The organism is Lentzea atacamensis (assembly GCF_003269295.1).
GTDB classification, from domain to species: Bacteria; Actinomycetota; Actinomycetes; order Mycobacteriales; family Pseudonocardiaceae; genus Lentzea; species Lentzea atacamensis.
The window spans coordinates 819,594-841,036 of sequence record NZ_QLTT01000003.1; the positions used below are offsets into that span (position 1 = coordinate 819,594).

21 protein-coding genes are annotated in these 21,443 nt (G+C 68.7%); 10 read left to right on the forward strand and 11 right to left on the reverse strand.

The window, feature by feature from the left end; genetic code table 11:
• Positions 1–60 precede the first annotated feature (60 nt).
• Genes C8D87_RS18180 through C8D87_RS18190 form a run of 3 tightly spaced genes read right to left on the reverse strand, consistent with a single transcriptional unit; the run spans position 61 to position 2,385 of the window.
• Positions 61–543 (reverse strand): DUF6653 family protein, encoded by a 483-nt coding sequence (locus C8D87_RS18180; protein ID WP_112227561.1) that lies wholly within the window; start codon positions 541–543, stop codon positions 61–63.
• Positions 530–1,780, reverse strand: coding sequence for a glycosyltransferase (locus C8D87_RS18185; protein ID WP_112227562.1), 1,251 nt, complete (start codon positions 1,778–1,780; stop codon positions 530–532). Before C8D87_RS18185 ends, C8D87_RS18180 begins: the two co-directional genes overlap by 14 nt.
• Positions 1,777–2,385, reverse strand: a complete 609-nt coding sequence (locus C8D87_RS18190) for a TetR/AcrR family transcriptional regulator (RefSeq protein WP_112227563.1) — start codon at positions 2,383–2,385, stop codon at positions 1,777–1,779. Before C8D87_RS18190 ends, C8D87_RS18185 begins: the two co-directional genes overlap by 4 nt.
• Positions 2,386–2,545: 160 nt before the next feature.
• Here C8D87_RS18190 and C8D87_RS18195 point away from each other — a divergent pair, with 160 nt between their 5' ends.
• Positions 2,546–3,757 (forward strand): cation:proton antiporter, encoded by a 1,212-nt coding sequence (locus C8D87_RS18195; protein WP_112227564.1) that lies wholly within the window; start codon positions 2,546–2,548, stop codon positions 3,755–3,757.
• A complete protein-coding gene (locus C8D87_RS18200) occupies positions 3,757–4,011 on the forward strand; it encodes a hypothetical protein (protein ID WP_146771760.1) in 255 nt (84 codons plus the stop codon). The genes C8D87_RS18195 and C8D87_RS18200 overlap by 1 nt, the downstream gene beginning before the upstream one ends.
• A 381-nt stretch (positions 4,012–4,392) precedes the next feature.
• Here the strand turns inward: C8D87_RS18200 and nhaA are convergent, their stop codons facing one another.
• From nhaA to C8D87_RS18240, 8 genes are all read right to left on the reverse strand, one after another.
• Positions 4,393–5,724, reverse strand: a complete 1,332-nt coding sequence (gene nhaA / locus C8D87_RS18205) for a Na+/H+ antiporter NhaA (RefSeq protein WP_112227566.1) — start codon at positions 5,722–5,724, stop codon at positions 4,393–4,395.
• Between the two features lie 137 nt (positions 5,725–5,861).
• A complete protein-coding gene (locus C8D87_RS18210) occupies positions 5,862–6,161 on the reverse strand; it encodes a DUF3040 domain-containing protein (protein WP_170166475.1) in 300 nt (99 codons plus the stop codon).
• A 51-nt stretch (positions 6,162–6,212) separates the two neighbouring features.
• A complete protein-coding gene (locus tag C8D87_RS18215; protein WP_112227568.1) occupies positions 6,213–7,256 on the reverse strand; it encodes an SPFH domain-containing protein in 1,044 nt (347 codons plus the stop codon).
• Between the two features lie 3 nt (positions 7,257–7,259).
• Complete coding sequence (locus C8D87_RS18220) at positions 7,260–7,691, reverse strand: NfeD family protein (RefSeq protein WP_109639427.1); 432 nt, start codon at positions 7,689–7,691, stop codon at positions 7,260–7,262.
• Positions 7,692–7,823: 132 nt separating this feature from the next.
• A complete protein-coding gene (locus C8D87_RS18225) occupies positions 7,824–8,948 on the reverse strand; it encodes a PucR family transcriptional regulator (protein WP_112227569.1) in 1,125 nt (374 codons plus the stop codon).
• 206 nt (positions 8,949–9,154) lie between these two features.
• Complete coding sequence (locus tag C8D87_RS18230; protein ID WP_112227570.1) at positions 9,155–9,559, reverse strand: Fur family transcriptional regulator; 405 nt, start codon at positions 9,557–9,559, stop codon at positions 9,155–9,157.
• Positions 9,560–9,632: 73 nt separating this feature from the next.
• Positions 9,633–10,271, reverse strand: a complete 639-nt coding sequence (locus C8D87_RS18235) for a choice-of-anchor M domain-containing protein (RefSeq protein ID WP_112227571.1) — start codon at positions 10,269–10,271, stop codon at positions 9,633–9,635.
• Positions 10,268–10,912 (reverse strand): choice-of-anchor M domain-containing protein, encoded by a 645-nt coding sequence (locus C8D87_RS18240; RefSeq protein WP_211337544.1) that lies wholly within the window; start codon positions 10,910–10,912, stop codon positions 10,268–10,270. The genes C8D87_RS18235 and C8D87_RS18240 overlap by 4 nt, the downstream gene beginning before the upstream one ends.
• 189 nt (positions 10,913–11,101) lie before the next feature.
• On the opposite strand from C8D87_RS18240, the gene C8D87_RS18245 reads away from it, so the two are divergent.
• From C8D87_RS18245 to C8D87_RS18280, 8 genes are all read left to right on the forward strand, one after another.
• The gene (locus C8D87_RS18245) at positions 11,102–12,625 is read left to right on the forward strand and encodes an anchored repeat ABC transporter, substrate-binding protein (RefSeq protein WP_112227572.1); all 1,524 of its coding nucleotides are present in this window, start codon (positions 11,102–11,104) and stop codon (positions 12,623–12,625) included.
• Positions 12,613–13,404 carry a TIGR03773 family transporter-associated surface protein gene (locus tag C8D87_RS18250; RefSeq protein ID WP_215732364.1) on the forward strand — a complete coding sequence of 264 codons (792 nt, stop codon included), beginning with the start codon at positions 12,613–12,615 and terminating at the stop codon, positions 13,402–13,404. The genes C8D87_RS18245 and C8D87_RS18250 overlap by 13 nt, the downstream gene beginning before the upstream one ends.
• A complete protein-coding gene (locus C8D87_RS18255) occupies positions 13,401–14,153 on the forward strand; it encodes an anchored repeat-type ABC transporter ATP-binding subunit (RefSeq protein ID WP_112227574.1) in 753 nt (250 codons plus the stop codon). The genes C8D87_RS18250 and C8D87_RS18255 overlap by 4 nt, the downstream gene beginning before the upstream one ends.
• A complete protein-coding gene (locus tag C8D87_RS18260) occupies positions 14,150–15,046 on the forward strand; it encodes an anchored repeat-type ABC transporter permease subunit (protein WP_112227575.1) in 897 nt (298 codons plus the stop codon). The genes C8D87_RS18255 and C8D87_RS18260 overlap by 4 nt, the downstream gene beginning before the upstream one ends.
• Positions 15,043–16,338, forward strand: a complete 1,296-nt coding sequence (locus C8D87_RS18265) for a choice-of-anchor M domain-containing protein (protein ID WP_112227576.1) — start codon at positions 15,043–15,045, stop codon at positions 16,336–16,338. The genes C8D87_RS18260 and C8D87_RS18265 overlap by 4 nt, the downstream gene beginning before the upstream one ends.
• Positions 16,335–17,969, forward strand: a complete 1,635-nt coding sequence (locus C8D87_RS18270) for a choice-of-anchor M domain-containing protein (protein WP_112227577.1) — start codon at positions 16,335–16,337, stop codon at positions 17,967–17,969. The genes C8D87_RS18265 and C8D87_RS18270 overlap by 4 nt, the downstream gene beginning before the upstream one ends.
• Positions 17,970–17,977: 8 nt before the next feature.
• Positions 17,978–18,619, forward strand: a complete 642-nt coding sequence (locus C8D87_RS18275) for a VOC family protein (protein ID WP_170166476.1) — start codon at positions 17,978–17,980, stop codon at positions 18,617–18,619.
• Positions 18,620–18,751: 132 nt separating this feature from the next.
• On the forward strand, positions 18,752–21,436 hold the full coding sequence (locus C8D87_RS18280; protein WP_112227579.1) for a tyrosinase family protein: 2,685 nt from the start codon (positions 18,752–18,754) through the stop codon (positions 21,434–21,436).
• The last annotated feature ends 7 nt before the right edge of the window (positions 21,437–21,443 follow it).

The window sequence follows — 21,443 nt, forward strand, 5'->3', positions numbered from 1 at the left end:
GGTGGTTCTGGTGGTCGAGCACGGGAGATACCTGGTTGGCAACTTCTGCCGCAACGCCGATCAGGACCGGTGAGCCCGGCGGCGTTCCCACAGCCACCCGAAGCGGTCGACCCGCCACAGCTGCGCCACCACGACCACGGTCGCACCGAATACCGTCGGCCACACTTCCAGGGCGACCAGACCCCAGAAGATCATGCCGAAGCCGATGACGCCGAGGGCGACCAGCAGGCGCAACACCTTCCGGTGGTCGGGTGGTACGAGGTCGCGGTCCTGTACCCAGACCCGTTCGCCGTAGATGCCACGTGCCGCCCAGCTGCGCGGTTCGCGCACCGGTGGGAACGCCCTGGGGTTGACGAACAACCAGACGACGACGGCGCCAACGGGCAAGAGACTCCACCAGCCGATCCACGTGCGACTCCAGATCGACAGCAGCATCAAGGGAATCGTGGCGAACCTCGTCCAGACGCTCCACGGGTTGGCATGCCGCTGCCACGCCTCGTCCGTCATGCCGAAGGTCTTCGCGATGCGGTCAGCGACGTCCATTGTGGATCCTCTCCAGCTCGTGCACCGCGGCACCGGCACCGTTCTCCGTGCGGATCTTCTCGCCCAGCTCCACGGCGCGCCGCCGCATCACCGAGTCACCAGTGGCTCGCGTGATCGCCCCCGCGAGCGCGGCGACGGCCAGCTTCTTGTGGGGGAGTGGCTGCGGGGCAACGCCGACGGCGTGCATCCGCTTGGCCCAGTGGGGTTGATCGGCGACGAACGGGCAGACGACCTGAGGCACGCCCGCGGCCAGTGCCGCGGCGGTCGTTCCTCCACCGCCGTGGTGCGCCACAGCACAAACCTGACTGAAAAGCCAGTCGTGCGGCGCCTGATCAATGACGAAGAGGTTCTCTGAGGAACGTGCGGCGAGCCCTCCCCATCCGGTCGCGACGATGGCGCGCACCCCGGCCGCCCGGACAGCTTCGGCGACGATGTCACCAGTGCGCTGGGCATCTCGTCCGGCCATGCTGCCGAACCCGAGGTAGACAGGCGCCGGACCGGCTTCCAGGAACGCCTTCAGGGCGGTGCCGGGTGTCCAGGTCGCGGCTCGCGGCAGGTACCAGAAGCCGGTGGTGCGCACGGATTGCGGCCAGGCGGGATCGATCGGCGTGACGAGTGAGCTGAACGCCTGCAACACCAGGGCATGGCTGGGGCCGTGACCGCCCGGTAGTCCGAGATCGTTGGTGCGCCAGGCGTTGACGACACCGGAATAGGCGCGCAGGGTCGCCGAGACCGTCAGATAGGTGGCCCGGTTGAGGAACCGGGGCAGCTCGGGCAGTGGCACCATGGGACACGGGAACGCTGCTGTCGGCACCCAACCGGGTTGGAGCGTGGCAAGAACGGCCGGCACACCGAGCAGTTCCGCCGCGTGTTGCGCCGGCACGCTCGGCGTGTGCACGAGGACATCCGCGCCGGATGACCGTGCGACTGCGCCGACATCGCGCAGCACGTCGGCCATCAACGGCTTGATGCGCCGGATCGTCGAGATCGCCGTGACCTTGCCCCGAAAACCGCGGTAGCCACCTTCGATCGCCTCCTTCAGCAGCGGGTCGTCCAGCAGCCTGTTCGGCCCTTCGTCGAGCGGTGCGAATTCCACGTCGTGCGCCGCAGCGCTGTCGGCGAAGGACTGTGGCGCGGCGAGCACGGCGTCGTGGCCGGCTTGGCGGAGAGCCACCGCGAGCGCCAGGAACGGTTGCACATCACCGCGTGTGCCATGGGTGACCAGCAAGGCCCTCATGGCCGTGTCCTTTCGTCGACCGCGGTGAACGCGGCCAGCCAGCGGTCGTCGGTGAACAGGCCGTGGGTCAGCATCTCCAGACCGGCTCGCGCGCCCCGCACAGCCGTCGCGGTCTCGGCCGGGTCACCGCCCAGCAGGCGACCCACGTGGTCGCCGAGGACCAGTGGCGCCAACAGCCACGACACGTAGGTGACTGCTCGTGCTCGCGTGTCCGCGGACGCGCGCACCCAGCCCTCCTCCTCGCCGGCCGCGAGCCAGGACTCGGTGCGTTCGACGATCTCGACGAACAACGCACCGGCCGCCGGCGTGTCATCGAGCAACGCGCGTGCGAGGTAGCGCCGGACCGGTGTCGCCGCGTGCAGGACCTCGCCCAAGGCCTCGGTGGCGGCCGCCCCACCGGAGCGGATCGCGTCGAGGACGTGGTCGTCGCAGGCTTGTCGAAGTCCTTCCTTGGAGCCGAAGTGATGCACGACCAACGCGGGTGAGACTCCGGCATCCGCGGCCACCGCCCGCACCGACGTCCCCGCGATGCCGTCTGTGCCGAACCTGGCCAGCGCCGCATCGCGGATGCGAGCTCGTGCCGTCAGGTCTGATGTTGAACGCATGTTCGGAGTATTGAACATGTGTTCAGCTGTTGTCCAGTGTGCCGGTTTGCTTCGTGCCGGCATTTACGGCATCTTTGCGCGCGGAGCGCCGGGAAGTCTGGTCGGCAACGCTCGTCACGAATCCCGTGGTGGGCTTGGCCGACGTGGACGGGGTTCGTTGATGGCGCTGGTGCTGGCGTTCGGTCTGGTCCTGCTGATCAGCGTGTCGCTGTCCGGCCTCGCCGCCCGCACGATCTTGTCCACCGCGCTGATGTTCCTCGTCGCGGGGGCGCTGATCGGCCAGGGCGGGCTTGGCCTCGTCGACATCCCGTCCAACAGTGCGTTCGTCACCGTTCTGGCGGATCTGGCGCTGTTCACGGTTCTGTTCACCGACGGGCAGCGAGCCGGACTGCCGGACCTGAAGCAGGGCTGGCGGCTGTCCGGCCGGGCGCTGGGCCTGGCCATGCCGCTGACCATGGTGGGCATTGCCGTTCCGGCGCACTTCCTGACCGGGCTGGACTGGACGACCTCGTTCCTGATCGGCGCGATCCTCTCTCCGACCGACCCGGTGTTCGCCTCCGCGATCGTCGGACGCACCGACGTGCCCGCGCGTCTGCGGCGGCTGCTCAACGTCGAGTCCGGGCTCAACGACGGTCTCGCGTTGCCGTTCGTGCTGATCTTCCTCGCCACCGCGGCGAACAGGGACACCGACTTCGCCACGATCGGCATCGAACTGGCCGCAGGCCTTGCGCTCGGCATCGTCATTCCCGCGGTTGTGGTGCTGGCGTGGCGGTTGCGCGTTTTCACCGCCGAGCCGCGCCTGCAGGCGCTCGGACCCATGGCGATCGCGGTGATGCTGTACGCGACGTGCCACCTCACCCACGCCAATCCGTACCTCGCCGCCTTCGCTGCGGGATCGACCATCGCCACACTCGATCGCGTTGCGGCAGAACACTTCGAGCACTTCGGCGATCTGCTGTCCGAGATCACCAAGTTCGCCGCCCTGCTCGTCTTCGGCGCTCTCATCACCCCGGAACGCATCTCGCACCTGAGCGTGGGGGACTGGGCCGTCGCGATCATCGCGATTCTGCTCGTGCGGCCTGCCGCGATGATGCTGTCGTTGCTGCGCACCCCGTTGCCCGCCCGCGAACGCTCAGTCGCCGCGTGGTTCGGCCCGAAGGGCTTCGCATCGGTCGTCTACGGACTTCTGGTGCTGCAAGCCGGAATCCCGGCGGGGGAACACGTGTTCGACCTCGTGGCCATCACGATCGCGTTGTCGATCGTGCTGCACTCGTCGACCGACGTTCCCGTGGCGAAGGCGCTCAGTGTCGAGCCGCCGGACGGCCTGCCCACCGGAAAACCCGACATGCGGCCGGACCGGGAGCCGCACTGATGGGATCTCCGAGTCCGGTGCTGGTGCTGGTCATGTTGTCCATGGTCTTGCTCGGCGCGATCCCGCGCCGCTACTGGTACGTGCAGTTGCCCGCGGTGCTGGGGTGGGTGCTGGTCTGGGCGGACAGCCAGCTCACCGGACACTGGACGGATGTGCTGGGGCTGGTGGTGACCGGGTTGAGCCTGATGTGGCTGTGGGCGACCCGGACTCCGAAACGTGCCGAGCGGTGGGATCGGTACGACCACGAGCCCTGATCCGGTCGCGGAAGCGGTGTTGCGCGGACGGTGGTCGCGCAGCCAGCCTGACGCTGTTCCCGGCCAGGTGGCTGACCGCGATCGCGTTGTCTCATCGCCGCGACCGCCGCAGTGGCGTTGCGATTGTGGTTCCAGCGTGGGGCTCCGCTCGATCCCGCATCGTGGCTGCCTGCTGCAGTGGTGGTCGCGTAGATCATCGACCGCCGCAAAGCGCTGTGGGCTCTCGGCGCCCGCTGATCTACGCCGCTGACTGCTCGGCGAGCTGGACGGTCAGCTCTGCTCCCTGTGCAGAAGTAGTCACCGAGATCCACAAAGGACACATAGTCCGGCAGGTCTTCAACCAGTGCGAACGGTGGTTCCGGGGCGCAGGTGTCGGTGTCGCTAGCCGTCCGTGGGCCCGCGGTTCTCCGTGGTCGCACCGCTGGCGGTGGGTGCTGTCTGCTGATGCACGTCCGGGATGCCGTCGTTGTCCGCGTCGCGGGTTTCTTCCTCGTGGATCCGGCGGTACACCGTGTTGCGCATCCGAAGGATCACGGTCGCAACGAGTGCGGACAGCACGGAACCCAGCAGCACGGCCACCTTGGCGTTGCTGTAGTCCGCGCTGCCTTCGCCGAACGACAACTCGCTGACCAGGAGCGAGACGGTGAAACCGATGCCGGCGAGGATGGACAGGCCGACGACGTCGATCCACGACAGGTCGTCGTCCAGATCGGCCTTGGTGAACCGTGCGACCAGCCAGGTGGCTGCGGTGATGCCGATCGGTTTGCCCAGCAGCAGACCGAGCACGATGCCGAGGGTCACGCTGTCCGTGAGGGAGGTGACGAAACCGCTCAGGCCTCCGATCGAGACGCCGGCGGCGAAGAAGGCGAAGATCGGCACAGCGACACCGGTGGACAGCGGCTGCCACCGGTGCTGGAAGATCTCGGCCAGACCAGGGCCCTCGCCGGACTTGCGGATCACCGGCACGGCGAACCCGAGCAGGACGCCCGCCACGGTCGCGTGGACGCCGGAGGCGTGCATCAGCGCCCATGTGGCCACCGCCAGAGGGATGAGCAGCCACCACGACCGGACGCGTCGCTGGACGAGCACGGTGAACAACGCCAGTGGGACGAACATCAGCAGCAACGGCAGCAGCGCCAGGTCATCGGTGTAGAAGAGGGCGATGATCACGATGGCGATCAGGTCGTCCACGACGGCGAGGGTCAGCAGAAACGTCCGCAGCGCGGAGGGGAGGCACCGGCCGATCACTGCGAGCACCGCGAGCGCGAAGGCGATGTCGGTAGCGGTGGGGATGGCCCAGCCGGACAATTCGGGGCCGCCGCCGAGGTTGATCGCGGTGTAGATCAACGCCGGCACGAGGACGCCGCCGAAAGCTGCCGCGATCGGGACTGCGGCGCGGCGCGGATCGTGGAGGTCGCCGGCTACAAATTCGCGTTTGAGCTCCAGGCCCGCGACGAAGAAGAAGATCACCAGCAGGCCGTCGGAGGCCCATTCGGCGAGGCTGAGGCGCAGGTGCAGTGACTCGGGGCCGATTTCCACCGACCGCAACATCTCGTAGACCGGCGCCCACGGTGAGTTCGCCCAGACCAGGCCGACCAGCGCCGCGATCAGCATGATGACGCCGCCGACGGTTTCGAGGCGGAGCAGGTCGGCGATCCGCCGGGCCTCAGGCCATGAACCGCGACTGAACAGCCGGGTCTTCACGGGTTCCAAAACTGACTCCAGGTGTCGTCGGCCGCATCGCCGACCAGACTTCCCGGCACACCATGCCGCTCGTCACGGCAACGATCCGACCGTACCTGACGATCAGACACCGAGGACGGTTGATGTGATCTTGTCCGAAGCGCGGATCAGCCTGATGACTCGTCGCTTCCGCGGGTTCGCCAAGCCTGGACGACGATGGCCACCGGGCCGAACGCGGCCACGGCCCAACCGAGCGCGATCAGCACGTTCGACGACAGCGACACGCCCGTGATGACCACCACCAACCCGACCACGTAGATCAGCAGAAGGCTGATCAACCTCAGCACGCGTGGCGGCAGTCGGCGATACAGCGGCGGCGTTGTGGCGAGTTTGGCCGCGAAGGTGGGGTCGTCCTCGGCGAGGCGATGCTCGATGCCGTCCAGCTCGCGCTGCTCGTCCTCCGGCAACCCCACTGTCAGCACCTCCCGAACTCGCCACACCGAACTATCCGCGTCCGCTCAGCGACCTGCCAGCTCCGATTGCAGTGCAGACCGCGCGGCCACCGGTTCGGCGGCGTCTGCCGCGTCCGCGACCGCCAGAGCGGCTGCCTCGCTCGCTTGGGCGACGTCCTTCTCGGCCTGTGCGGTGGCGGCCTCGACTGAGTTGTCGGGCTCGGCGGCGGCCGATCGCGGCAGCGCTTCGGAGAACGCTTTTGAGACGTCGTGCAGCGCGGTGGTGACCTCGCTCGGAATCACCCAGAACGTGTTGCCGGGACCCTGCGCGAGCTGGGGCAGCATCTGCAGGTACTGGTAGGCGAGCAGCTTGGGGTCCGGATCGTTGCGATGCACGGCCTGGAAGACCTGGTCGATCGCGCGGGACTGGCCCTCCGCCTCTAGGATGGTGGCGGCCCGGTGCCCTTCGGCGCGCAACACAGCAGCCTGCTTGTCACCCTCAGCCGTGAGGATCTGCGACTGACGCTGCCCTTCTGCGGTCAGGATCGCGGCCCGCTTGTCACGTTCGGCCCGCATCTGCTTCTCCATCGCCTCCTTGATGCTCTGTGGCGGGTCGATGGCCTTGATCTCGACCCGGTTGACCCGCAGACCCCACTTGCCGGTCGCGTCGTCGAGCACTCCGCGCAACTGGTTGTTGATCGTGTCGCGCGAGGTGAGGGTCTTCTCGAGATCCATCGATCCCACGACGTTGCGCAGGGTGGTGACCGTGAGCTGCTCGACCGCCTGCAGGAAGCTGGCGATCTCGTAGGCGGCGGAGCGAGGATCGGTGACCTGGAAGTACAGCACCGTGTCGATCTGCACGACCAGGTTGTCCTCGGTGATCACCGGCTGCGGCTGGAACGAGACGACCTGCTCACGCAGGTCGATCGCCGGGTAGACGCGGTCGACGTAGGGGATGACGAAGTTGAGACCGGGTGTGAGGGTGCGTTGGTACCGGCCCAGACGTTCGACGTTGCGGGCGCGGGCTTGCGGCACGATGCGTACGGCGCGCAGGACGGTGAACGCCGCGAAGATCGCGAGCACGAGTCCGGCGAGAAGCAGTGTGGACATGGCTCACTCCCGTGGATAGACGACGGCAGTGCTGCCGTCGATGTGCAATACGTCGACCGTGCGCCCGGCAGGGATCACGAGGGACTCGTCGTACGGACGAGCCGTCCAGTCCTCACCGCGGATGCGCACCAGACCGTCGTGGTCGTTCACCTCGCGCAGCACGTAGCCGGACGCCCCGACCAAGGCCTCGACGCCGAACCGCTCAAGCCGCGGCTGCAGCATCATTCGCCGCGCCCACGGCCTGGCGAGCACAACACCGGCGGCGGACACAACGCTGAACACGACGAGCTGGCCTGGGACCGGCAGACCGATCGCCGCCGTCCCCGCTGTCACCACTGCCGCGACCGCGAGCATGCCCAGTGCCGCGGTGAGTGTGAAGATCTCGGCGATGGCCAGCACCAACGCGATGATCAGCCAGATGAGCCAGGGATCCACCGTGCGACCCTCCCTACGTGGAGGTACGCCTCGAACACTCGACGTCTCCTCACCATCGTCGGCCTGATTCCGTCCGGCCGACAGGCGTCCGCCCGGCCGGTTGGACTGCCGTTGTCTGCCGGTGCCCGGCAATCACGCCCAGGGTCCAGCACGTGGCCACCCGAGCAAGCGCGCGCCGAGCACCGCTACCTGGAGCGTGAACGCCTGGGCCGGATCGTCGGCGCGATAGCCGGTCAGCTCTCGGACGCGGTCGAGGCGGTAGGTGACTGTGCGCACGCCGATGCCGAGGGCCTGTGCGGTAGTGGTCGTGACTCGACCGGAAGCGAAGTATGAATCCAGCGTGTCCACCAGGCGCTGAGCTCCTCCACGTGCTCCGCGCAACGGCTCCAGCACGGCGGTGACGAGTTCGCCGAGTGCCGCGCTGTCACGCAGAAGTACTTGGTAGACCAGGAGATCCGCCGCTTTGACGAGTCGTTCGTCCAGATTGAGGCGTTCTGCCATGTCGAGGGCGTTGCGCGCCTGCTCGAAGGAACGGACCGCGCCACCGGGGCCGGACTGAGGCTGGCCCAGGCCGACCCGCCAGACGGTGTTGCGTCCCACGACCTCGCCGACCTGACGCGCGAACTCCTCGGGTGCGCCGCCGAGGTCGTGCGGGACGACACACACCAGGAGGCCTTCACGCGCGGCCACGAGGACGTGACGGGAGCTGAACCGCAGGCTCATCGCGGCCTGGACGCTCGTCGTGGCCGCACCCGATTCGAGGAACGGCCGGGACGCCGACGCCGCCGCGACGACGTTCGTGCCGGCGAGCTGCAACCCGTACCGTTCGGCGCGTTCCGCGAGCTGGCCGAGGTCGCGTCCGGTGAGCAGGTCGTCGATGAACTCGCGACGCAGCGATTCGGCCCTGCGGATGGTCCAGCGCTGGTTTTCCTCGTATCCCTTGGTCAGTTCGCCGACTGCGTCCTCGGCCGCCTGGAACACGGCTTCAGCGATTCGTTTCAGGGCGTCGGTGTTCGCAGCGGCGTCCACACCGGGCAAAGTCGCCCAGGTTCGCCCCATCACCCCGAGATGCTCTTTGATCAGCTCGCGGAGTGGCACACCGCGTTCCGCGGCGTCGGCGCCCGCGTCGTGCAGGTCGCGCCGTTCCTTGGCCGAAAGCGGCCTCTTCGCCTGGCTGATGTCCCGGAGCGCCTGGACGAACACCGGAACACCCGCAGGCATCTCGTCCGGCGGTGGGCCGGTCGATCTCCTGGCCATGTGACCTCCGTGGAGTCAGGCGCTAGTGAGTTCAGCGTGGACCTCGGACGCCGATACCACCAACGCCTCGTGAGTGCGACCTCGGTCGGCGAGCTCGCGGAGGCCGTGGAGATGGAGCAGTCCGCAGTCTGCTCGACGAAGCCGTGCACCACATCGAACACATCGGCCTCGACGTCACGCATGACGTCGCCGGTACTGGCTGGCCGTCAGCCGCAGCGGGAGCGGGGTTGCGCGCATTCGGCACAGGTTCCCGTGACGGTGACGCGGACGAGCACGTCGGTGAAGCCCAGTGCCTTCTCGGGTGTCCAGGCCGGTAGGGGCGACGAGTGCGCCGGGACCTCGACCGTTGAGTGGCAGGCCGAGCAGACGAGGTGGTGGTGAGGTCGGCTGGAGCAGTGGCGGTACCACCGCTGGCCGTGCTCGTCCACCATGACGTCGACGAGGTCTCGGTTCCGGAGGTTCCTGAGTGCTCGGTACACGGTGGAGATCCCGATCGGGTGCTCGAGGCGGGTGATCCGCTGATGCAGGTCGTGCGCCGTGATGAACGCGCTTTCGCGTGCGAGAAAGGCCAGCACGAGCCGCGTGCGGCCGCGCGGCAGGTCCTGGTCCATCCGGGGAACTCCGTGGCAGGCGACCGGTGAAACCGTGGCGCCACCGAGCAGTAGGCGGCGCCACGGCGTGTGGTCAGGGTTGGACGGTGAGGGTGTAGGACTTCTGTCCTGTTGAGACGGCCGTGCCGGCGCTCGTGGTCGCGGTCACCTCGAAGACCAGCGTGTAGGTGCCGGCCGCTTCGAACGCCCAGTTCGCGTGGGAGTGGGTGTTGACGGCGACGGCGCGGCTGTCGGGCAGGCCGTTACCGCTGTCGAACCACACGGTGGGGGTGCCGAAGGCGTTGGTGGTGTAGGTGCTGAAGTCGGCGGGGCCGGTGACGGAGATCAGCTTGGCCGTCACGCTGTTGCCCTGCAGGACTCCGGTGGGCACGCCCTCGGTGCTGAAGCCGGGCCACAGGATTCCGCTGGCCTGGCTCTGCGGCAGGATCCAGACCGGCGAGCCGGGGGAGCCGAGGAACGAGTAGGCGGAGCTTGCCGGCACGGTCGTCTTGCTCGCGGACACCGCCTCCAGCGTCACGGTGGAGGGGTCGCGGTCGACGGCCGGCGACACGGTGTGGTCGCGGATGTCCAGCGTCAGCGCGCTGCCGGTCCAGTCGATGTCGAGGGCGTCGACGTGGCCCTGGGAGATGGTCACGGCAGCCTGGGCGGTGCCGGTGGCGAATAGGGTCAGGCCGGTGGCGAGCGCCGCGGCGGCGAGGGGGCGGAATCTCATGCGATCACCTTGAACCGGTAGGTGGCGGGTGCTGAGGTGACCTTCTTGCCGGTGGCGGCGAGGGTGCCGCTGACCCGGACGGTGATGGCGTAGTTGCCGGCGGCTTCGAACGCCCAGTTGGCGTGCAGGTGGCTCGCGGCGGGCAGGGTGACCGAGTCGGGCAGGCCGTTGCCGCTGTCGACGAGCACGGTGGGAGCGCCGACCGGGTCGGTGGTGAAGATGCTGAAGTCCGCCGGACCGGAGACGCACTCGATCTTGACGGTCAGCGAGTCGTTGGCGAAGACGCCCGATTGCACTTCCTCGCTGGCGATGCCCGGCCACAGCAGCTGCGGGTCCTCCACCTGGGGAAGAACCCAGACCGGCTTGCCGGGGGCGCCGAGGAACGCGTACGCCGGGTCGTTGGGCACCTCGGTACGTGCCGCGGGCTTCACCGCGAACCGTACCTGCGACGGCTCGTATTCGGTGTCGGTGCCCTCGTCGTGGACGTGGACGTGGAACTGGTTGTCCTCAAAGGCGATGCCGATGACGTCCACGTGCCCGCTGTCGAGCGTGATGGTGGTGGCCGCGGTGGCGGGGCCCGCGCCGCCGATCAGCATTGCCGCTGCCAGCGGCAGGAGGGCGAGACGTGCTCTGGTGCGCACGGTGTGGTGCTCCGTTTCGTGAGGACTGAAGGCCCGAGCGGGCCGCGATGAGCGTCGCACATGACAATCATGTTCAATAGCGACTGAACGGCCGCCGGGGCGCTGCTCCGTTCGGTTGTTGGAAATGATTGTCGTTCCGGTTAGGGTCGCTGTGCCTCGCCGGTCGGCGGGTGTCTGAAGGGGGATCCCATGCAGGTGCGTGCGTTCTCGCGCGCGATCGGGGCGGTGCTCGTCGTCCTGCTGGCCGGCTGCGGCGCCGCGGATGGCGGCGCGTCGGATGGTGTAGCGGTCGTGACGACCACGGAGATCCTGGCGGATCTCGTGCGCAACGTCGGGGGTGAGCGGGTCCGGGTGGACTCGCTGGTGCCGCCCGGCGGCGACCCGCACTCCTACGAGCCTGTTCCGGCTGACGCCAAGAAGGTCGCCAAGGCTGATGTCACCTTCACCAATCACCTGCTGCTCGAGGAGCAGCGCCTGATCAAGGCCATCGACGCCAACATCCGTCCCGGTACGCCGAACGCGTCGCTGGCCGAGGCGTCGGAGACCTACGGGGCGCACGTGATCCCGTTGGTGGAGAACATCGGCCTGGACGTGCTGTGGCTGGGTCTGCGGGTGCGGGGTGACGGCAAGGAGAAGGGCGCCACGCGCACGTCCGACATCCGGCTGACGGCGACTGCGGTGGAAGGACCTGGCGCGCTGGTCGCCTACCTCACCGAGACGCTCGGCAAGCCGGTCGTGTACTTCAACTCACAGGACGGTTTGTCCGACACCGATGCCACGACCTTGCCGCCGGCCGCTCACACCCACATCAACTGGGCGTTCACCAAACCGGGCGTGTACAAGCTGACGCTGGCGGCATCCCTCATCCGCGGTGAGGGGGTCGCGCCGACGCCGCTGGGTACGAGCACGTTCACCTTCGCCGTCGGTGTCAATCCCGCCGGTGTCGCGAAGACCGTGCTCGCAGACGGCCACACCGACCTCACGATCGACCTGGACTCCGGTGAGCTGTACACGCTCAACGACATACCGGGTGGCGGGAAGCAGAACGTCGTCGCCGCGGCCGACGCGGTGATCGAAGTGCCCAACAAGGCCATCGTCACCGTCCCGGACGATCCGCGCTTCTCCTTCCTGGGACAGGCGGGCGGCACGGTGCACCAGCTCCCGCAGGCGGTGCTCGGCAAGCACGTCCACGGCGAGATCGACCCGCACCTGTGGCAGAACGTGCGCAACGCCCGCGCCTACGTCGAGTTGATCCGGGACACGATCCGCGGCGCGGACCCGTCCGGCGCCGAGATCTACGACCGCAACGCGCGTGCCTACCTCGACCGGCTCGACGAGCTGGACGCGCACGTGCGAGAGACGGTCGCCCGCATCCCGCGCGAGCGTCGTCAGCTGATCACAACGCACGACGGCTTCGGTTACTTCGCCGCCGCGTACGAGATGACCGTCGCGGGGTTCGTGGTGCCCAACCCCGCTCAGGAACCCAGCGTCGAGGATGTGCGCAAGCTCAGCGAGACGGTGCGCAACCTCAAAGTCCCCGCGGTGTTCATGGAGCCGAACCTCGCGCAACGCGCCTCGGTGCTCAACCAGGTCGCCAAGGACCAGTCGGTCGATGTCTGCGTGCTGTACGGCGATTCCTTCGACGACCGAGTCCAGTCCTATGTGGACATGATGCGGCACAACGCCGATGAGGTGCATCGTTGTCTCGTCTGATGCTGGTACCCGTGCTCGCGCTGCTGCTGATCACGCAGCCTGCCGCCGTCGCGCAAGCAGCCGAACGGGTCGTGATCGAGCACGGTCACGTCGACCTCGGACCACGATTCGTCGACGGACGGTGGACCGTACAACTGCGCGACGACACCGGTGGCGCACCGCAGTGGCGGGATCTTTCCGACGTCGTGCTGCACGTACCCGACGCCGCCAGGACCACCGTGCCGGACGACCAGGCTTACGCCTTCCTCGGCGACCGCGGCAGCGCCGTGTGGGTGCTCCCGCAGGTGGAGCAGAACGGCGTTGTGTGGCCTGGCTGGAACACCCAGGACCCTGAGGTGGCGAAGGCCGTCGATCGCGAGGTCACGTGGCGGCTGCACGGTGTGCGCGGTCCAGGCCGGTTCGCGCTCTTCCTCACCGGCAACTTCGGCGCTCCCCAGCAGATCTTCACCAGCACCACGCCCGCACCACAGGAGACCGGTGTCGAGGTCGGCACGCACGTGCACGGCAACTGGGTGTTCGGCGCGCCCGGCACGTACCTGCTCGACATCGAGATGAGCACCCGCACCAAGGACCGCCGGGAGCTCACCGATCGGCAGGCGCTGCGCATCCACGTCGGCAACACCGATCCCCGTGCCGCGTTCGACGTTCCAGCGGCCCAGCCCGAGCAGCCGAAGGCACAGCCCGCTGGATTCCCGTGGCAGTGGGCCGGGCTGGGCGGCTTGGTGCTGGTGGTCACCGTCGTTGTGGTCGTGCTGCGCCGACGCAGGGGAGAGCGATGAACGAGCCGGTCCTCGACATCCGCGGCCTCACCGTCGACCTGGGCGGCCGCGAGGTGCTGTCCGAAGTGGACCTCCAGCTCCGGCCGGGTGAGCTCGTGGGCCTGATCGGTCCCAACGGAGCGGGCAAGACCACGTTGCTGCGCACGGCATTGGGCTTGATCCCGTCGCGGCTCGGCACGGTGAGCGTTCACGGCCGCGCGGCGAGGCAGGCGCAAGGCACTGTCGGCTATGTGCCGCAACGCCACGAGTTCGCCTGGGACTTCCCGATCTCGGTCGCCAAAGCCGTGGCCACCGGCCGCACGCACCTGACAGGTCTGCTCCGCAAGCGCACCGAACAGGACCGCGCTGCCGTCGACGCCGCGATCGCCCGCGTGGGCATGGACGAGCTGCGCACGCGACCGGTGGGCGAGTTGTCCGGCGGGCAGCGGCAACGCGTCCTCGTCGCCCGAGCGCTCGCGCTGCGGCCACGGCTGCTGTTGTTGGACGAGCCGTTCACCGGCATCGACGCACCAACGCAGGAACTGCTCAGCGGTCTGCTCAGCGAGCTGCGCGACGAGGGCGTCGCCGTGCTGATGACCACGCACGACCTCGCCGCCGCGACCACGTTGTGTTCGCGGCTGTGCCTGCTCAACCGCACGGTCGTGGCCGACGGTGAACCGGCGGCGCTGGCCGACACCGACATCTGGCTGCGCACCTTCGGCCTCGACCGCGCCGAGCAGCTGCTGCGATCCCTGGGAGTGAGTTCATGAACGCGGTCGTCGACCTGCTGGCCGGGCCGTGGGAGTACGACTTCTGGCGGCGAGCACTGCTCGTCGCGCTGCTGTCGGGCCTGGTGTGCGGGGTCGTCGGGACACATGTCGTGCTGCGCGGCATGGCGTTCATCGGCGACGCGGTGGCCCACGCGGTGTTCCCCGGCATCGCCACGGCCTTCGTGCTCGGTACGAATCTCGTGATCGGCGGAGCGGTCGCCGGTGTGGTCACCGCGCTGCTGATCGCCGTGGTCGCGCAGAACCGCAGGCTCAAGGAGGACTCCGTCATCGGGATCTTCTTCGCCGCGGCGTTCGGCCTCGGCATCGTCATCCTCAGCGCCGCTCCGGGCTACGGCGGCTCGCTGGAGTCGTTCCTCTTCGGTTCCATCCTCGGCATCAGCGACGGGGACGTGGTGTCGGTCGCGGTGATCGGCGCGATCCTCCTGCTGACCACCGGCTTGCTCAACGGCAGGCTGGTCGCCGCGACCCTGGACCGCGAACAGGCACGTGCCGTCGGCCTGCCGGTGTTCTGGCTCGACCTCGCGCTCTACGTGATGGTGACGCTGGCGATCGTGATCTCCCTGCAGGCGGTGGGCAACGTGCTGGTGCTCGCGCTGCTGGTCACTCCCGCCGCCGCGGCGCGACTGCTCACCGACCGGCTCGGCGTCATGATGCTGCTCGCCCCGGCCATCGGCGCGGGCGGCAGCGTGCTGGGCCTGTACCTGTCCTACGCCTTCGACCTGGCCGCGGGTGGACTCATCGTGCTCAGCCTGACCGGGATCTTCGTCCTGTGCTGGCTGTTCGCGCCCCGCCACGGCCTGGTGCGGCGCCCACGCCGACCGCAGTCCACATCGGACGATCCGGTCGGCGCTCTCGTGGAGGTGAAGTCGTGATCCGCCTGCGATCCGGCGCGATGGCCGGTGTGGCCCTTTCTCTGCTGCTCGTGGCCGTACCGGCGGCGGTGGCCGAGCCGGAGGTGGTGTCAGTTGAGCTGGCTGTTCGCGATCGCGCGCTGCAGGTGACGCCTCTGGAACAGCCGCTGTCCGTCTTGGCCGGCGAGCCCGTCCGCCTTCGGCTGGACACCAAGGCGATCCCGCCTGGGACGCTGTTCGGCGACGTGGTGCGCATGCGCGCGACCGGGGTGGATGGCGCCGCGGCGGGAACCGAACCCACATCCGTGCCCGCTTCGGGCGGCGCGACCACGGAATGGGTGTTCGCCACCGAGGGAACGCACACCGTCCGCCTGGACGTAGAGGCATACCTGCTCGACGGCACACCGGTGCAAGCGCAGTGGCACCAGAAGGTGGAAGTTCAAGCCGCCCAACAACAACCAATGCAACTGCCCGACGTTGCCACCGCACCACTTGCGGCGGCCGAAGCGCCTCCCGCCGCGTTGGAGGCCCGTGCGGTCGCTGCCGCGGCACAGCCTCCCGTGGCGACCGGCAAGGTCACCGTCGAACGCGGCCACGTCGACGCCCTCGCGCCCCGGCTGATCGACGGAGGGCTTCGGGTCCACGTCAAGGACGGCAGCGCTGTCGGCACCGTGGTCTGGCGCGAGCCGATCGATGTCGAGTTCAAGGTCACCGATGCTGCGCGTGTGGCCTTGCCGGACGCGCCCGCGCTGTCGTTCCTCGGCGCCGCGGGCGGGCAGGTCCACCTGCTGCCGCAACAGGAACAGCCCGGCATCCTGTGGATCGGCTGGTCGACAGAGGAACTCAAGCCCGCCGACATCACCGGACCGGTCACGTGGTCGCTCACGTCCGTCGCCGGGCCCGGACCCTTCGGGCTGTTCACCACGGGCTCGTTCGGCGCGCACTCGGTCATCTTCAACAGCACCGACGGCCTGCCCGACACGCACTCCGTCGCACTCGGCACGCACGCACACGCCAACTGGGCGTTCGGCAAACCCGGCCGCTACAGGCTGGACTTCGCCGTGTCGGCCACCAAGACGGACGGCAGCACGGTCCAGGACAAGGAGAGCTACACCTTCCTCGTCGGCGACACCACCTCGACCGCCACCCCGGACAACAACACCACGCGCGATGGCAGGCGGAACACCACCCTCGCCTCGACTGGGCCCGCGGGCTCTCCGGCTGCTGCCACCGCGCTGGCACTAGGGCTGATCGTCGCCGGAACAGCGGTCATGGTCCTCACCCGCCGCCGCACCGCCAAGGAGACGTCGTGAGCTCGTACCGCAGCGGCCTCGCGCTGGCCGCCGTCACCGTGCTGGCCGGGCTCGCCGTCGCGTCGTTCGCACCCGCGGTGGCCGAGAACTCGACCACGGTGGTCGACCACGGGCACGTCGATCTGATGTCCGGCGTGCTCGTCGACGGCCAGCTCTCCATGCGGTTCAAGGACGGCAGCGTCGAACCACCTGTGCTGCGTGACCCCGAAACGGTGGTCACGCACCTCAAGCCGGAAGCCCGGCTGCAGATCCCCGACCTGCCCGAGTACGCCTTCCTCGGACCCGCCGGCAGCGACATCTGGGTCAGCCCCGAGGTGCAGGACCCCAACCTCGTCTGGGCCGGCTGGAACTCCGAGTCGCTGCCGGCCACGGAGATCACGCCCGGCTCGGTGAAATGGAGCCTCGACGCGGTCGGCGGCACCACACCGGGCACCAAAGCACCCGGCAACGTCACCGTCTTCCAGACCGGCTCCTTCGGCGCACCGCTGCCCAGGATCTTCGACACCGCCCTGCCACTGCCGCAGACTCACCAGCTGGACCTCGGCATCCACGCCCACGCCAACTGGACCTTCTCCGCCGAGGGCGTCTACCGGCTGACGTTCTCCCTGCAAGCCACAACCACGTCGGGCCAGCCCCTCAAGGACACGGCCACTTACGCCATTGCCGTCGGCGCGATCGACCCCACCACGGTGATCCCTGGCGAGGGCAACCCACCGTCATCGAGCACGACAACATCCACCACCACGACGACAACCGTCACAACGACCACCACGACATCGACGACCAGTTCGACGACCAGTTCGACGACCACGTCCACCAGCACAACGCCGACGCCGTGCGCGGTGCTCGCCGACGGACACGTCGACCTCATCGCCCCCGCGTTGGTCGACGGCGCACTGCGCACCAGGGTCAAGGACGGCACCGCAGGGCCCGACAAGGCGGTCTGGCGTGAGCCCGCGGACACCGTGATCCACGTCGTGCCACAAGCCCGCAACACCATCCCCGCGGACCCCGCTTTCGCGTTCCTCGGCACGAGCGGCCAACCGGTGTGGCTCATCCCCCAGACCCAGATCCCCGGCATCGTCTGGGCAGGCTGGAACACCGAATCACTGCGCCCGCAAGACGTGTCCGGCGACATCGCCATCAAGCTCACCGCGGTGGACGGCCCCGGACAGGTCGCCGTGTTCCTCACCGGCCTCCCCCCGACCGTGCTGATCCACACCGGCGACGGGTTGCCCGGCACCCTGTCGGTGGCTCCCGGGACCCACGCCCACGCCAACTGGGCGTTCACCCGCGAGGGAATCTACAAGCTGACGGTTGAGGTGGCCGCCACCCGCGCCGATGGGCGGTCCGCCGTGGACACCGACGTGTTCACGATCGCGGTCGGGGCGGTGGACCCGAAGTCCGCATCCGGCCGCCAATGCACATCACCCACTCCCACAACGGCGACAACCACCGGCACGACACACACCCCGCCCACCATCACCACCTCACCGCGAGCGGCCGCCTCCGGGCTCGCCAGCACCGGTGCCGGACCACTCGGCCTGGTGGTCGGCACCGGCATGCTGCTCTTCACCGGCGGAGTCGTCGTGCTGTTGCTGTCCCGGTCCCGGTCCCGTTCGGAGAGCTGAGGCAATCGATGGAGATCGATCACGTGGTGCTCGCCGCCCGGACGAAGGCCGATGCCGAGGAGGTGCTGAGCCAGGCCGGACTGGGTATCGCCCGCGGCCGAGTCATTCCGGGCCTCGGACTGTCCAACCTCGTCGTACCGCTGGGGCAGGGCCTGCTGGAGATTCACTACCCGAACGGTGAGCCTCCCGCGCCGGCATCCCCGCCGCTGCTCGACCTCGACAAGGAGGCTCTCGCCGCGAACCCATCGGCACCGTTGGTCCCGATGGCGTGGCTGGTGTTGATGGAGGACGAGCGGCGCCTGCGCGAGCTCGCCGCCGCGAACGACATGTCCGTGCTCGAGGTGCCGGCTGAAGGTCCCGGTTTCCCGCCGTACACGCTCGCGGGCTTCGGTGCGAACTTCGACCGGCGATGGCTGCCGTGCCTCATCCACTGGCCGGAAGGCCCGCCTGCACTCAGCGCCGCACACCGACACGAACCCATTGGTATCACTCGCATTGATGTGGCAGGTCCGGCCGACGACATTCGACGCTGGTGCGGAGGAGGGCCTCGTGGACTGAACACGGTGCCTGGCACTGCGGGACCGCTGCGGGTCGAGATCGGCTTCGTCGACGGAACGACCCTCACCTTGGGGCCGGCCACCGGCCAGTAGGCAGCGATCACCGACGCCCTGGCGCTTTCAGCGGCAGGGTCACACCCATTCGGGGTGCAAATACCGCGGCATGTGGTGTATTTGCGCGTGCCATCCGCCCTCTTCGAGTTATCCGCACAAAGGGGGCCCACGATGGCTGGACCGGTCAGACGGAACATTGCCCACCTCACGCCAGCCGAGCGGCAGGCGTTCATCGATGCCCTGCTGCAGGCCGACCTGCACGCCTTCCCCGGAGGAGTGTCCTACTGGGACAAGCAGGACGAGATTCACCAGTCGACCCACAACCACGGCGGCAACTCCTTCCTGCCGTGGCACCGGGAGCTCTGCAACCGCTTCGAGGCGCTGCTGCAGCAGTCGAACCCCGATGTCGCCCTGCACTACTGGGACTGGACACAGGACCCGCGCGCCGCGTCCGACGGCCAAGGCGGCACCGTCGACCTCTCGTCCAGCACCCTCTTCGGCACGATGAACGGAATGGTCGACGGACCGTTGGCGGCGCTGCACAACGGCGGCGTGCTCGCGGGCAGCCGCGAACAGACCGGAAACCCGGCCGATCCACCGCAATCCGTCCAGCGCAACGCGGACGCCGGAGCACCGGGGATCAGCTCCGACGCGTCGATCATCGGCAGCGCCGACGCCCTGCCCCGAGCTCAGCAGTGGGAAGCGTTCCGAAACGAGCTGGAGGGATGGCACGGCAGTGCGCACGGCTACGTCGGCGGTGACATCGGTGGCCAGCACCAGGCTTTCGAAGATCCGTTCGTGTTCCTGTTGCACAGCAACGTCGACCGGTTGTTCGCGATGTGGCAGGCGCAGCCGGGGCAGGACTGGCGGCTCGATCCCGACCAGGTGTACGGCGACCAGTCCGGCACCACAGGGCAGGGCAGCATCCTGGATCCGATGCAGCCGTGGAACGGCACCGTCCAGTTCGGTTCACCGATCGACCCGTGGGTCGGCGCGTCACCCAGCATCGAGAGCAAGAACTGCCGCCACCCTTCGGTGGTTCGGCCGCCCTGTTACGACACCCTCCCGCTGACCGTGGAACAGGTCTCGCCGGCGGTCGGTGACCCGATCCGGTTCCTCGACGTGATCGAGCACCTGCCGACCGCTCGCGCGCTGCGGCTGCGGGTGCGCGGCTGCACCGAGGTGACCGCCACCGCCTCGGTGACCGCCCCGTTCACCGTCCTGTCCGCCTCCGTCACCTCGCCGCACCCCGAGGGCTTCGAAACCAACGAGCTGCTGGTCTGGGTGCTCTACACGCCGGGCGCTGCCGGTTCGTCGGACTCCGGCACGCTGACCGTCACCATCACCGAGACCGGTGATGTCTTCACGGTCCCGGTGACCGCGACGGTAGTTGCCAACCCGACCGTCGCCACCTCGCTGGTTCTGGACCGCTCTGGCAGCATGAGCGCCACCTCCGGCCTGCTCGGCAAGACCCGCATGGACGTGCTGCACGACTCCGCGCCGCTGTTCGTCGCGCTGCTCGACGACAACGACGCCATCGGCGTCGTTCGTTTCGACACCGATGCCGCCGAAGCCGCACCGGTCGCAGACGCCGGCCCCATGATCGGCGGAGCCGGCCGTCTCGCGGCCTCCACCGCGATCACCGGAACGCTGACCAACCCGAACGGGCTCACCGCCATCGGCGACGGCCTGGAGAGCGCCGCCGCCCAGCTTGCACCGATCGCGGTGGACTACGACCACATCGCCACCGTCGTGTTCACCGACGGCCACGAAACGGCCGACAAGACCATCGCCGCTGCGGCTTCTTCCGTGCACAGCCGCATCTTCGCCATCGGCCTCGGTACCGCCGACCAGCTCAACCCCGGCGCCTTGTCCGACATCGCCAACGGCACCGGCGGCTACCTCCTGCTCACCGGCAACCCCGGCGCGGACGACCAGCTCCTGCTGCAGAAGTACTTCGCCCAGGTGCTGGCCGGAGCGACGAACGCCGCCATCGTGGTCGATCCGGACGGCTTCGTACCGGTCGGCGGCAAGGTCGTCGTGCCGTTCCTGCTCACCGCCGCCGATATCCGCGCCGACGTGCTGGTGCTCGGTGAGACGGCGCGGGCCCTTCGCGTGGAGCTCATCGCACCGGACGGCTCCACCGCGAGCGCGGTGGAGGTCGTCGATGAGGCCTACCGCGTGCTGCGCGTGGCAGGCCAGGCGGGGGAGTGGCAGGCCGTGCTGTCCGTGGACGACCGCCAACTCGACAACTGGATCACCGAACTGCGCAAGCGCCTCGCCGACCGCAAACGCGGCGGGCAGCTGTTCGAGCGGATCGTGACGGCGATCAAGGCCAACGGCGTGCCGTTCACGCTGTCCGTCCAGGCCCGCAGCGCGCTGCGGCTCGGCGTGGCGCTGAGCCAGAGCTCCCGGCTGCCGGGCACCCCGGCACAGCTGACGGCGACGTTGACCGACAGCGGGATCCCGTTGTCCTCCGCGGCCGTGAGCGCGGTGGTGACCGGTCCCAGCGGAGGTCAGGCGGTCATGCCACTGTCCGGGCAGGAGCCCGGAGTCTTCGCTGTCTCGATTCCCACCGCCGAGTCTGGGGTGTATCGCGTGCTGGTCCGTGCGAGCGGTGCGGATCTGCGCGGCACGGCGTTCACCCGCGAGGAACTCCGGACCTTCGCCGTCTGGGCGCGAGGTGACGAAGCGCCTCCGCTGGTGATCGACCCTCGACCCCGGCCCGGCCACGATCTGGACGGCTGCGCGTTCCTGCTCTGCCTGCTGGAGAACGACGGTGTGCGCCGGCTCCTGGAACGGAACAAGATCGACCCCGACCGCGTTGCCGCCTGCGTCAAGTCCGCTTGTCGTTAGGCGACAG